11 protein-coding genes are annotated in these 12,810 nt (G+C 68.3%); 4 read left to right on the forward strand and 7 right to left on the reverse strand.

Features of this window, described 5'->3' with window-relative positions; genetic code table 11:
• The first annotated feature begins 42 nt into the window (after nt 1-42).
• Nucleotides 43-480: a helix-turn-helix domain-containing protein gene (locus ABD164_RS02080; RefSeq protein WP_344292907.1), complete on the forward strand. Its 438-nt coding sequence runs from the start codon at nt 43-45 to the stop codon at nt 478-480.
• A gap of 108 nt (nt 481-588) precedes the next feature.
• On the opposite strand, the gene ABD164_RS02085 is transcribed toward ABD164_RS02080, so the two are convergent.
• A complete protein-coding gene (locus ABD164_RS02085) occupies nt 589-939 on the reverse strand; it encodes a hypothetical protein (protein WP_344292909.1) in 351 nt (116 codons plus the stop codon).
• Between ABD164_RS02085 and ABD164_RS18055 the strand changes: the two genes are divergently transcribed.
• On the forward strand, nt 928-1,098 hold the full coding sequence (locus ABD164_RS18055; RefSeq protein ID WP_486303290.1) for a hypothetical protein: 171 nt from the start codon (nt 928-930) through the stop codon (nt 1,096-1,098). The genes ABD164_RS02085 and ABD164_RS18055 overlap by 12 nt on opposite strands.
• Nucleotides 1,099-1,199: 101 nt before the next feature.
• Here the strand turns inward: ABD164_RS18055 and ABD164_RS02090 are convergent, their stop codons facing one another.
• From ABD164_RS02090 to ABD164_RS02100, 3 genes are all read right to left on the reverse strand, one after another.
• Nucleotides 1,200-2,201, reverse strand: a complete 1,002-nt coding sequence (locus ABD164_RS02090; protein WP_344292910.1) for a sugar phosphate isomerase/epimerase family protein — start codon at nt 2,199-2,201, stop codon at nt 1,200-1,202.
• 82 nt (nt 2,202-2,283) lie between these two features.
• Nucleotides 2,284-3,447 (reverse strand): Gfo/Idh/MocA family protein, encoded by a 1,164-nt coding sequence (locus tag ABD164_RS02095; RefSeq protein ID WP_344292912.1) that lies wholly within the window; start codon nt 3,445-3,447, stop codon nt 2,284-2,286.
• Between the two features lie 118 nt (nt 3,448-3,565).
• Nucleotides 3,566-4,576 carry a substrate-binding domain-containing protein gene (locus ABD164_RS02100; protein WP_425545883.1) on the reverse strand — a complete coding sequence of 337 codons (1,011 nt, stop codon included), beginning with the start codon at nt 4,574-4,576 and terminating at the stop codon, nt 3,566-3,568.
• Between the two features lie 294 nt (nt 4,577-4,870).
• On the opposite strand from ABD164_RS02100, the gene ABD164_RS02105 reads away from it, so the two are divergent.
• Both ABD164_RS02105 and ABD164_RS02110 read left to right on the forward strand, forming a co-directional pair.
• Nucleotides 4,871-6,391 carry a sugar ABC transporter ATP-binding protein gene (locus ABD164_RS02105; protein WP_344292916.1) on the forward strand — a complete coding sequence of 507 codons (1,521 nt, stop codon included), beginning with the start codon at nt 4,871-4,873 and terminating at the stop codon, nt 6,389-6,391.
• Nucleotides 6,388-7,437, forward strand: coding sequence for an ABC transporter permease (locus tag ABD164_RS02110; protein WP_425545884.1), 1,050 nt, complete (start codon nt 6,388-6,390; stop codon nt 7,435-7,437). Before ABD164_RS02105 ends, ABD164_RS02110 begins: the two co-directional genes overlap by 4 nt.
• Nucleotides 7,438-8,294: 857 nt before the next feature.
• Here the strand turns inward: ABD164_RS02110 and ABD164_RS02115 are convergent.
• The 3 genes from ABD164_RS02115 to ABD164_RS02125 all read right to left on the reverse strand — a co-directional run bounded on the left by ABD164_RS02115 (nt 8,295) and on the right by ABD164_RS02125 (nt 12,672).
• Entirely contained in the window at nt 8,295-11,066 is a 2,772-nt protein-coding gene (locus ABD164_RS02115; RefSeq protein ID WP_344292917.1) for a PQQ-dependent sugar dehydrogenase, read from the reverse strand.
• An 87-nt stretch (nt 11,067-11,153) separates the two neighbouring features.
• Nucleotides 11,154-12,311, reverse strand: coding sequence for a sugar phosphate isomerase/epimerase family protein (locus ABD164_RS02120; RefSeq protein WP_344292919.1), 1,158 nt, complete (start codon nt 12,309-12,311; stop codon nt 11,154-11,156).
• 118 nt (nt 12,312-12,429) lie between these two features.
• Nucleotides 12,430-12,672 (reverse strand): twin-arginine translocase TatA/TatE family subunit, encoded by a 243-nt coding sequence (locus tag ABD164_RS02125; protein ID WP_344292921.1) that lies wholly within the window; start codon nt 12,670-12,672, stop codon nt 12,430-12,432.
• Between the last annotated feature and the right edge of the window lie 138 nt (nt 12,673-12,810).

The following is a 12,810-nucleotide window of genomic DNA, read 5'->3' on the forward strand; positions in this document are numbered from 1 at the left end:
CGTGAGCCACGCGTGGTCGCTCCGCCGGAGGACCTTCAGGAGATGCTCAACCTCGCGCGACTGCTCGAGGACTGCTCCGCCCCCGCGATGCTCCTCGGGCCCGACGGTGAGCAGATCCCTCTGCCTCTTGAGGTTGACGAGGTGCTGCGGCAGGTCGTGAGCGCCATGGGAAGCGGTGCGTCTGTCAGCGTCGAGCCGATTGACCGTCAACTGACCACCCAACAGGCGGCGAACTTGCTGGGCGTGAGTCGGAACACGTTGGTCAGGCTGCTCGACGAGCATGAGTTGCCCTTTGAACGCCTCGGGGCCTCCCGGCATCGCCGTCTTCGTCTTCAGGATGTGCTTGCGTACCGTGAGCGGAAGCGGATCGATCGTCGCAGTCGTCTTGACGAGTTGACCCGTCAGGCGAGCGAGGACGGCCTGTACGACGTCGACGCCGGGGCGTATCGGAGCGCCCTTGCCGAGGCGAGGAAGTCCTAGGCGGTGGCGCTGTTCACGGCGTTCCTCGATGCTTGCGTGGTGGTTCCGATTGCGCCGTGCGACAACATGCTGAGGATGGCCGACTCAGGTGCGTTCCGGCCGTTGTGATCACAACGCGTTGTCGATGAGGCGCTGCGTGCGCTTGAGCGCATTCACCCCCACATCGACCCCAGCAGGTTCCAGAGCCGTTTTCGGTCCATGGGTGAGGCCTTCGACGATGCTCTCGTCGAAGGGTGGGAGCCCCTGGAGCGCGGGATCGAGCTTCCTGACCCCGACGATCGCCATGTCGTTGCGGCAGCGATTCGCGGTCGTGCTGATGTGATCGTCACCGAGAACGTCAGCGACTTTCCCGATTCTGCCCTCCAGCCCTTCGGTCTGGCAGCCATCCGGCTGGATGACTTCCTGCTGGACCAGTTCGACCTCGGACCGGCCGCCACGTGCCAGGTCATCACCGAGCAAGCTGCGGCGATGACACATCCGCCGGTCGCGGCCGAAGTGCTGTTGGCGAGACTGGCCCGCAGCGGGGCTCCGAAGTCGCGAAAGCCGTCGGCGAGATGCTGGCTGACGACGGACTGGGATAGACGGTCGTCGGAGCGCCCAGCCTCGCGAAGGGTCTGAAAGTGTCGGCGACGCGCTGCGGGCGAAGCCCGCGCACGCAGATCACGGATGCCGCGGGGGAAGACCCACCCCGCGGCATCCGTCGTTCTCAGGCGGCGACGCTATTTCGTGCTGAACGCCGCGTCGAAGGCCGCGTCGGGCGCGTCGAAGGCGAGCCGGCGCACGAACTCGAGGGCCTCGGGCGCCCCGATGAGCCGGTCCATGCCGGCATCCTCCCACTCGACCGAGATCGGTCCGCGGTAGTCGATCGTGTTGAGCATGCGGAACGCGTCCTCCCAGGGCACGTCGCCGTGACCGGTCGAGATGAAGTCCCAGCCCCGGCGCGGGTCGGCCCACGCGAGGTGCGAGCCGAGGCGGCCGTTGCGGCCGTTGCCCATGCGCTTCTTCGTGTCCTTGCAGTCCACGTGGTAGATGCGGTCGCGGAAGTCCCACAGGAAGCTGACCGGGTCGATGTCCTGCCAGACCATGTGGCTCGGGTCCCAGTTCAGGCCGAACGCCTCGCGGTGGCCGATGGCCTCGAGCGTGCGCACGGTCGTCCAGTAGTCGTACGCGATCTCTGACGGGTGCACCTCGTGCGCGAAGCGCACGCCCACCTCGTCGAACACGTCGAGGATCGGGTTCCAGCGGTCGGCGAAGTCCTGGTAGCCGGCGTCGATCATCTCTTGCGAGACCGGCGGGAACATCGCCACGTACTTCCAGATCGACGAGCCGGTGAAGCCCACGACGGTATCGACGCCGAGGCGGGCCGCGAGACGCGCGGTGTGCTTCATCTCTTCGGCGGCGCGCTGCCGAACCCCTTCGGGGTCGCCGTCGCCCCAGACCTTCGCCGAGAGGATGTCGCGGTGCCGGGCATCGATCGGATCGTCGCAGACGGCCTGGCCCTTGAGATGGTTCGAGATCGCGTAGAGCTTGAGGCCGTGCCGCTCGAGCAGGGCGAGCCGGTCGGCGATGTAGTCGTCGTCGTCCCATCGCCACGGGTCGAGGTGGTCGCCCCAGCAGGCGATCTCGAGGCCGTCGTAGCCCCACCCCGAGGCGAGCCGTGCGACCTCCTCGAGCGGAAGGTCGGCCCACTGGCCGGTGAACAGGGTGATCGGTCGAGTCACTGAATCCTCCATGATGCCTGGTGATGCGTTCGTGTCGGGTGCCGCCTTGGTGCCTGATGTTGCCTTGGCGACGTTACGGTGGTCAGTCGATGGGGGTCCAGCGGCCGTTTGCGCCCGAGCTCTGCTCGACGGCGCCGAGCACGCGCTGCACCTGGTAGCCATCGTCGAACGAGGGTCGCGGCTGGGTGCCGGTGGCGATGGCCTCGACGAAGTCCTTCGCCTGGTGCACGAAGCCGTGCTCGTAACCCAGCATGTGGCCCGCGGGCCACCACGAGGCGACGTAGGGGTGCTCGGGCTCGGTGACGAGGATCTTCGCGAAGCCCTGCCGGTCGGCCCGGGCGGTGCTGTCGTAGTAGCCGAGCGCGTTCATGTCTTCGAGGTCGAACGCGATCGCGCCGCGCGAGCCCGAGACCTCGATGCGCAGGGCGTTCTTGCGGCCGGTGCTCATACGCGAGGCGACGAACGACCCGAGGGCGCCGCCGTCGAAGCGGCCGTTGAACAACGCGATGTCGTCCACGGTGACGGTGCCGAACCCCGCGCCGGCCGTGCCCGAGAGGCCACTGCCCTCGGCGAGCAGCGGGCGCTCTCCGACGACCGTGTCGATGATGCCCGAGACGCCGGTGAGTCGCCGGCCGGTGATGAACTGGGAGAGGTCGATGGCGTGCGCGCCGATATCGCCGAGCGCGCCCGACCCGGCGTGCTCCTTCTGCAGGCGCCACGCGAGCGGGGCGTTCTCGTCGACGAGCCAGTCCTGCAAGTACTCGGCGCGCACCTGGCGCACCTCGCCGATGGCGCCGCTCGTGACGAGGTCGCGAGCGAACGTGGCTGCGGGGACGCGGCGGTAGGTGAAGCCGACCATTGCATAGACCCCGCGGGAGGCGGCGCTCGCGGCTGCGTCAGCCATGGCGGCGGCCTCGTCGACGGTGTTGGCAAGGGGTTTCTCGCACAGCACGTGCTTGCCGGCCTCGAGGGCGGCGATCGCGATCTCGGCATGCGAGTCGCCCGGCGTCACGATGTCGATCACGTCGATGTTGTCGCGGCGAATGGCCTCGCGCCAATCGGTCGTGGTCTCGGCCCAGCCCCACTTGGCTGCCGCGTCGGCGACGGGCCCGCCGTTGCGCCCCACGAGGAGGGACATCTCGGGTTGCGCAGGCAGGTCGAAGAAGCGGGGCGCGACGCGCCACCCCTGCGAGTGCGCGGCACCCATGAATCCGTAGCCGACCATGGCTACCCGCATCGAGGTCATCGTTCTCTCTCTCGTCTGCCGCGCTGGGCGAGTCTGGGGAACGCCCGCATCGTGGATGCGACGCGGGCGTTCCGAGGGTGTTGCGGGGGTGCCGCCGTCGCGGCGGCACCCCACGCGATCAGGAGGTGAAGGCGGTCGGCAGGTACTCGTCGACGTTGTCGGCCGTCACGACGGGTGCGTAGAGCACGATGCGGGTCGGCACGTCCTGCTCGACGAGGTCGCTCAGCGACTTGCCCTGGGCGACGAGACGGGCGAGTGCAACGCCGTCGGCACCCTGCGTCGACGGGTAGATGACGGTCGCCTCGAGCACCGAGTCACCCGACTTGATGGCCTCCATCGCGTTCTTCGAACCGGCGCCGCCGACCATGAAGAACTCGTCGCGGCCGGCCGCGTCGATCGCCGCGAGCACGCCGACGCCCTGGTCGTCGTCGTGGTTCCACAGCGCGTCGATCTGGGGCGCCGCGGCGAGCAGCTGCGATGCCGCTGCCTCGCCGCCCTGCACGGTGAAGTCGGCGGCGACGCGGTTGCTGACCTCGAGCCCGCAGTCCTCGAGCGCGTCGGCGAAGCCGCGCGAGCGATCTTGCGTGAGCGGCAGCGAGTCGATGCCGGCGATCTCTGCGACGACGGCGTCGGGGTTGTCGCCGAGCTGCTCGCAGATGTAGGTGCCGGCGCTGACGCCCATGCCGTAGTTGTCGCCCAGCACGGTGACGCGGGCGGCGAACGTGCTCGAGAACTCGCGGTCGACGTTGATGACCGGAATGCCGGCTTCCATCGCCTTGATTGCGACCTCGGTGAGCGCTGCGCCGTCGGTCGGCAGCAGCACGATGGCGTCGACCTCGTCGTTGATGAACGTCTCGACCTGGCTGATCTGCAGGTTCGCGTCGTTCGTGCCCTCGGCGACGATCAGTTCGACGTCGTCGTACTGCTCGGCTTGGGCGATGGCCGCGGAGTTGATGGCACCGAGCCAGCCGTGGTCGGCGGCGGGGCCCGACCAGCCGATGCGAACGGTCTCGCCGGTTTCGGTGTTGTTGGCGTTGTTCGTCGGACCGGAGCTGGTGCTGTCGGTGCCGGCTGTACAACCGGTGACGAGCCCGGCGACCGCCAGCATGGCGCCGGCTGCGGCGAGCATTCGCCCTCGAGTACGCGCTGCGCGCATGGTTCCTCCAAATGTGAGTGATTCGCAGAAGTGCCGGCGGGGCGGGTGCCGGCGTCTGCCCGGGGAGGCTGGCCGTGTGTCGTCCTCGCTGACTTCGTCACCGTAGCATAAGTGGCTCGTTCGTTGTCAACTTAATTCTGTCAATCGTCATAAGTGCGGATGTCCCGCCTGAGGATGCTGCGCGCACGCACATCGCGCGCGCGTCATGCGAAGACGTTCGTCCGAAGAGACTGGTACCGCGACGGGTACATCTGTTATGTTCATCGCATGATCAAAGGTGATAACACGGCGTCATTACTCTCGATGCGCGGAATCACGAAGGAGTTCGCCGGAGTCAAGGCGCTTCGCGGCGTCGATCTCGACGTGGTCGCGGGCGAGGTGCACTGCGTGCTCGGCCAGAACGGTGCGGGCAAGTCGACGCTCATCAAGATCCTCGCCGGCGCTCACCAGCCCTCGGGCGGCGAGATCTTCTGGCAGGGCGAGCAACGCGAGATCCCCAATCCGGTTGCGGCGATCCACATGGGCGTCGCCACGATGTATCAAGAGCTCGACGTCGTCGACGGCCTGACCATCGCCGAGAACATCTTCCTCGGTCACGAACTGGCCACCGGCGGGGTGCTGCACCGCGCCCGCGCCGCGCGCACCACACGCCAGCTGCTCGAGCGGCTCGGGCATGGCGACCTCTCGCCCCACCGCGAGGTCGGCACGCTGTCGGCGGCGAACAAGCAGATCGTCAGCATGGCGCGCGCCCTCTCGCATGACGCGAAGCTCATCATCATGGACGAGCCGAGCGCCGTGCTCGACGCCGAAGAGGTGAAGAACCTGTTCCGCGTCGTCAACGAGCTCACCTCGCAGGGCATCGCGATCATCTACATCTCGCACCGCCTCGAAGAGATCCGCCAGATCGGCGACCGCATCACGGTCATCAAAGACGGCGCGAGCATGGCGAGCGGCCTCGCGGTCGCCGACACCCCGACGCCCGAGCTCATCCGCCTCATGACCGGCCGCAACGTCGAGTTCGTCTTCCCGCCGCGCGGCGAACTGCCGGCCGACGCGCCGGTCGTGCTCGATGTCGCCGGGCTGAGTCTACGCGGCGTGTTCACCGATGTCTCGTTCGAGGTGCGAGCCGGCGAGGTCGTCGGGCTCGCCGGCCTGGTCGGCTCGGGCCGCTCCGAGATCCTCGAGACGGTGTACGGCGCGCGCCGCGCCACCACCGGCAGGGTCTCGGTCGACGGCAAGCGGCTGCGCCCCGGCGCCGTCGACACCGCGGTCGCCACGGGCATCGGCCTCTCTCCCGAAGAGCGCAAGAGCCAAGGCCTGATCCTCGACGAGCCGATCTTCAAGAACGTCACACTCTCGAGCTTCGCCCGCTATGCGCGGGGCGCCCTGCTCAACGAGCGCCGCGAACGGGCCGTCACGCGCGAGCAGATCGAAGCGCTCGAGCTGCGGCCGGCCGATCCCGATCGCCCCGCCGGCACCCTTTCGGGCGGCAACCAGCAGAAGATCATGCTCGCCCGCTGGCTCGTGCACGGCACCCGGGTACTGCTGCTCGATGAGCCCACCCGCGGCGTCGACGTCGGAGCCCGTGCCGAGATCTACGCCCTCATCCGTCGACTCGCCGACGCCGGCACCGCGATCGTCGTGGTGTCGAGCGAGATCCCCGAGGTGCTCGGCCTCGCCGACCGCGTGCTCGTCATCGGCGACGGCCACGTCCTCCACTCCACCCCCGCAACCGAGATCGATGAGCACGGCGTGCTCGACCTCGTCATGAAAGGAACGGCCGCGTGAGCGAGCAGACCCCCACCACCGTCAACGAGCCGTCGGCGCCGACCCAGGCGGCCCCTCCTGAGAAGTCGGCCAATGCGATGCAGCGATTCCTCAGCGGTGCCGCAGGGCGCAACCTCGGCCTCGTCATCGCACTCGCGCTGCTCATCGTCGTCGGCGTGATCACGGCCGGCGACCGGTTCTGGAACGTCGACAACTTCCTCACGATCATCCGGTTCGCCTCGATCATCGGCGTCATCAGCATCGGCATGACGTTCGTCATCACGGCGGGCGGCATCGACCTCTCGGTCGGCTCGGTGATGGGGCTGGCCTCGGTCGTCGCCTCGCTGTCGTGGGTGCAGGCCGCGGCCGACCAGACGAGCTGGCTGCTCATGGTCGTGGTCGCCCTCGCCGTCGGCGGTGCCGCCGGGTTCGTCAACGGCATCGTGATCGCCTACGGCAAGGTGGTGCCGTTCATCGCGACCTTGGCCATGCTGGTAGGTGCGCGCGGGCTGGCCGAGCTGCTCTCGAACAAGACGACGCAGGTCGTCTCGGTGCAGGGGTTCCTCGACTTCTTCCGCGGCGACTTCCTCGGCATCGCGTGGCTCAACTGGATCTTCCTGCTCGCCGCCGTCGCGGGCTGGTTCCTGCTGGGTCGCACGACCTTCGGTCGCCGCACGGTCGCCATCGGCGGCAACTTCGAGGCGACGCGCCTCGCCGGCATCCGCGTGAAGCGCCACCTCGTCTGGCTGTACGTGCTCGTCGGGGTAAGCGCCGGCATCGCCGCGGTCATGATGCTCGGCCGCACCACCGCCGGAACCTCGACCCACGGCCTGCTCTACGAGCTCGATGCGATTGCGGCCGTCGTCGTCGGCGGCACGCTGCTCGTCGGTGGCCGCGGCACGATCGTCGGCACCGTGCTCGGCGTGCTCATCTTCTCGACGCTCACGAACGTGTTCACCCAGAACAACCTCTCGCAATCGGTGCAGCAGATCGTCAAGGGCGTCATCATCGTGGTGGCGGTGCTGCTGCAGCAGCGCTTCGCGAGCCGCCCCGGCCGATCGAGTTAGCGGGGCGACCCATCCCCCTCTCTGCGCCCCGGCGATCATCGGTCGTCGGGGCGCAGTCGTGTGCTCGGCGCCGTCTGTCGTGGGCTCGACGGCCTGTTCGCGGGGCAGTAACCGGCAAGCGAGCGGATGCCGCTGCCCCGGCCATGCTCGTGCGCAGTTCACCCCCGGGCTGGGGGGGAGCTTGCATCCAGCTGCGAGAACTAGAATTCTGGGGCTGGTCCTCTTGGAAGAGGGGTGCCGCAGTGTTCTGGGTCGCACGTTACGGGTGCGGCCCAGAACGCGTTTCACGGTCATGCTGCGCCACTCCCCCGGCGCACGATCCATGCGCTCGCGGCGACCGTAGATGTCGCCTCGCCCCGGTGAGCGCGTCTGTGCGAGAGACAGCCGCGGCCGGGACATCCGACTGCTCGTGACCTGGCCGCCTGCCCCGGCACCCAGCTGCGACATCCGCTCGCCGCGCTCGAGCGCCGACCCGACCGTCCGACTCGCCGCACGCACTGCCGAGTCACCCGAAAATGCCGTTCGCAACGCAGCCAGGCGGCACTTCGGGGTGACTCGCGCAAGAGCGCGTCGATCGAGCCTGTCGATCGACGGCCGAAAGCCTCGACACTTCGCTGCGACATCCGATCACCCGCCAGAGCACCGACCCGACCGTCCGACTCGCTGCTCGCACTACCGAGTCACCCGAAAATGCCGTCCTCGAAGCCGCCGGGCGACACTTTGGGGTGATTCGCGCAGAGCGGGAGGGCGTCGACCGAGCCGACCGACCGCGGGCAGCCGAAAGCCCCGGCCCGGGACGGCGGAAGCCCCGGTTCGCGTACGAACCGGGGCTTCCGTGGCAGGCGTCTCGCGACGGGCTACTCGAGGTCGGCGATCACCGCCTCTGCCGCGCGGATGACCAGCGCCGCTGCGTCATCGTCGGTGCGGATCCTGTTCGGGACCTGCGTGACGATGAACTCGAGCTTGCTGATGACCGTGGCGGTGTCGCCGGCAGCGAGCGCCGCGTCGATCTCCGCCAGTGTGTCGCCGAACGACGTCGCCGCGCCGTGCGTGATGCGGCCATCGGCGTCGAGCGCGTTCAGCAGCGCCCCGATGTCGCTCGCCGACGTCGTGAACGCCAGCTGGTCGAGGTCGACCCCGCCCGTGCTCGTGACGTAGAGCCGGTCGGTGCCCTCGGGCACGTTCACCAGCGGCGTCGCGGCGTTCTGCCACTCGGTGCCGGTGCTCGCGACATCGATCGTCGCGAACGGCTCGGCGTCATCGCTGCCCCAGCGAAGGGCCAGGGTGCCGGTGCCGGTCGCCCGCGCCTCGACGCCCGTGATCCCGACGAGGTTCACCGGGTCGAAGGCGAGCCAGTCACCCGGGTCGAACGACGTGACCTTGCGGAACGCGTGCGCGGTCTCGTCATCGACGATCGTCGTCTCGCCACCCTTCGCGTCGGCGTGCTCGGCCTGCAGCTCGCGCGGGTTGATCAGCGTCACGTCGTCGGCCGAGAGTTCCGGAGCCGTCGCGCTGCCGCCGTCGGTGTACGAGGCGCCGATCTGGGCGTAGATGTTCTCGGTCTCGCCGTGGCCGGCCTCCTCCTGCATCTCGATCTCCGCGGTGCAGCCGGTTCCGGTGAACAGCGGGTGGGAGTGCGTGTTGTCGTGACCCAGGGCGTAGCTCCAGAGCACACGCGAGCAGTCGATCTCGGCGTCTTCGGCGTCGGTGACCTTCACCTCGAGGGCGACGGTGTCGCCCCAGTCGGCGAACGAACCGTTCTCGGGAGTCACGATCTCGATCGTCGGTGCCGTGTTGCCCACCGTGATGACGACCGACGACAGGCTGACGCGCCCACTCGAGTCGGTGACCCGCACACGTGCGGTGTACTGGCCGTCCTCGGTGTAGGTGTGGCTGATCTCGCTTTCACCATCGGTGAACGTGCCCGTGCCGTCGAGGTCCCACGCGAAGCTGAGCGCGAGGCCGTCGGGGTGGGTGCTCTCGGCGGCCGAGAAGTCGACCGCGAGCGGGCCCTGGCCCGATGTCACCGATGCGTCGAGCTGGACGCGCGGACCCTTGGTGCCCTCGACGTAGTCGACCCGGTAGAGGCCGGCGTCGGGGTTCGGGCGGAAGAAGCCGTCGCCGTAGTCGAGCACGTAGAGCGAGCCGTCAGCGCCGAACTCGAAGTCGATCACGTTGTCCCACGGGGGCATGCCCGCGGCGTTGAGCGCGGAGTTCGGCAGGAAGTCCTCGATCTTCGTGACTTCGCCGTCGGGGTCGTCCTGGCTGAACGCGAAGATGCGGTCGCGCGAGAACTCGGCCATGAAGGCCTTGCCGTCCCAGTACTCGGGGAACTTGGTCGTCGCCGGGTTCTCCTCGTCGTACTGGTAGGTCGGGCCACCCATCGGCGCCTGGCCTCCGGCCCCGAGTTCGGGCCACGGCTGGTGCGTCGGCTGGTCGCCGTACCAGATCTGCGGTGCGGTTGCGGGCGGCAGCTGCTCGAGACCGGTGTTGTGGCGCGAGGTGTTGAGCGGACCGGCTTCGCAGTCGAACCAGTCACCCTGCGTCAGGTTCTCGTAGTCCCAGTCGTTGTAGTTCGCGTTGGGACCATGGCAGTACGGCCATCCGCCGTTGATCGGCTTGGTCGTGCTCTGCCACTCGACATAGCCCATCGGGCCGCGCAAGTCGCTCGCGGTGCCCGCGTCGGGACCGTAGTCGCCCCACGTGACCGCGCCGGTCTCGGCGTTGTAGTCCATGCGGAACGGGTTGCGCAGGCCGGTGACGAAGATCTCGGGTCGAGTCAGCGGGGTTCCCGGTGCGAAGAGGTTTCCCGCGGGGATCGTGTAGGAGCCGTCGTCCTGCACGTCGATGCGCAGGATCTTGCCGCGCAAGTCGTTCGAGTTGCCGGCACCGCGACGCGTGTCGAGACCGGGGTTGTAGCCGACCCGGTCATTGTTCGGCGCGTACCCGTTGGCACCCGGGGTGCCCGCGGGCGTGTTGTCGCCCGTCGAGAGAAGCAGGTTGCCGTCGTTGTCCCAGGCGATGTCACCGGCGACGTGGCAGCACTGGCCGCGCTGCACGTCGACCTTGATGATCACCTGTTCGCTCGCGAGGTCGAGCGACTTCGTCTCGGCGTTCCAGGTGAAGCGGCTGAGCTGGTTGTAGCCCTTCCACTGGTCCCAGTACGACTCGTCGGCACCCGCAGGCAGGGTGTTGGGCGCCGAACCGGTCGGCGTCGTCGATGGATACGGCGCCGTCATCGTGCGGGGCGCGTAGTAGAGGTAGACCCAGTTGTTCTCTTCGAAGCCTGGGTCGAGGGCGATCGTCTGCAGGCCGTCCTCGGAGTTGGCGTAGACGTCGATCGTGTTGACGACGGTCGTCGTGCCCTGGGTGGGGTCGGTGAGGCGCACCTCTCCCCTGCGGGTCGTGTGCAGCACGCTCGAGTCGGGAAGCACGGCGAGGTCGATCGGCTCGCCGACGTCGCGTGACAGGGTCACGCGCTCGTAGTTGGCCCACGTGGTGGCGCTGACCTCGTCGCCATGGTCGTGCCCTTCATGGGCAGAGGCGGGCCCGGCGCTCAACGCGAGCGACGTGACCGCCAGGAGTCCGCTGAGCACGAGCGCGCCCAAGCGGAACCGGGGTGTTGACATGAGTGTCTCCTTGGAAGAGGGGTGTCATGAGAAAGGAAATTGCGGATGCCCCGGGCCGGCGTTACGGGCCGGCCCGGGGCAGGTGCGCTAGCCGCGCAGAGCGGCCATGTTGTCGTACGACGTCTGCGCGAACGCGAGGGACTGGCCGGGGTTGGCTGCGCCGCCCGGGGCCGTGTCCTGCTCCCACATGGGGTTGTGGTAGCCGCCCGCTCCGATGCGCTGGAAGAACGTCGTGTAGTCGATGTCTCCAGTGCCGAACGGAACCATGTCGTAGCCGTTGCCCGTGTTCGGGTTGCTGCGCCCGTCTTTGGCGTGGAACAGCGGGAACCGCATGGTCTGGGCTGCGGCGACGGCGGCGGGGTCGAAGATGTTCTCGACCGAGCTGCCATCGGGGGCGGTGAACACCTTGTGCTTGTATTGCGCGACGTGCGCCCAGTAGATGTCCATCTCGAGGTACACGTAGTTCGGGTCGGTGTTCGCCAGGAAGTACTCGAGGCGCCGGGTGCCGCTCGACCGGGTCGGGCGGCCGAGCGCGTCGAGCGGGCCGCTGTCGAGCAGGAAGCTGTACGCGACGTCGTGATTGTGCGTGTACAGCTTCAGCCCGTGACCGGCTGCGCGCTCACCGAGGATGTTCCACCGATCGGCTGCGGCCTGCCAGTCGGCGACGTAGGCGCTGCCCGTGGGGTCGCCGCCGGTGCCGATGTGGCCGAACCCGAGGATGTTCGCGACCTCGCACTGGGCGTCGAACGCCGCGAGCGACGCGTCGGTGATCGTCGAGGGGATCGAGCCGTGGTTGCCCTCGGCCTCGAGCCCGTTGTCGTCGAGCCACGACCGCAGCAGGTGCGCGCCGGCGACATTGTTGACGTTGCCGCCCTCGGCATTGGCGTGCTGGCCGTAGCCGGCGAACTCGATCTGCTTGTAGCCGATGCGCGAGAGCTCCTGGAACACCTCCTTGAAGCCCGAGGCCAGGTCGGTCGTGTTCGGGTCGCGCGAGATGGCGTCGCGCACGGTGTAGAGGATGATGCCGCGCTTGCCGGGCGGGATCAGCACTCCGTTGGCGCCGGGGGCGGTTCGAGCCGCTGCCGCGGTCGCGGCACGGGCCGGGCTGCCTGCGCCGAATGCGGCGGCTCCCAGTGCGGCGGCCGCGGCCATGCCCGTCGTCGCCGCGAGCAGCTGGCGTCGGGAGAGACCGAGGCTGCGCCCCAGCTGAGGATCGTCGCTGCGATCGATGAGATCGTCGTTCATGATGCTCCTTTGCACGAGAAGAGGGGTGATTCAGCTCACAGGTAGGGGAACCACATGCTCGCTTTTCGGAACGCTACGGCATTAATGATAAACGGGTCAAGCAAAAGCTGGCGGGTTCTCAGATAGCTTTAGTCGAAGTGTCGTCATAAGTGGGGACACGCGACTCGACTCCGTCCGCCACCCCGGCGGTCGGGGTGTCCGAAGCGCCCTTCGCGCCCGGTTCTTGGCGGATCTCGGTCTTCAGGATGCGCATCGACTGCCCGAGCGAGCGGGCGAGCTGCGGGATCTTGGGGGCGCCGAAGAGCAGCAGGATGACGGCGATGATGATGACGGCGTGCCATCCGTTGAGATTCGCGAACATGATTCCTCCAGTCGAAGGCCCGTTCGACGCCGGCGGCGCCGCAGGCTTGGCCAGACTAATCACACTCGCTGGTGAAAGTCGACTGTTCGACGCTGGAAACGCGTACCGCGTATGCGGCGCCGTCGCCCCACGCCCCCG

Origin of the sequence: Agromyces neolithicus (genome assembly GCF_039529735.1) — a bacterium.
Taxonomy (GTDB): domain Bacteria; phylum Actinomycetota; class Actinomycetes; order Actinomycetales; family Microbacteriaceae; genus Agromyces; species Agromyces neolithicus.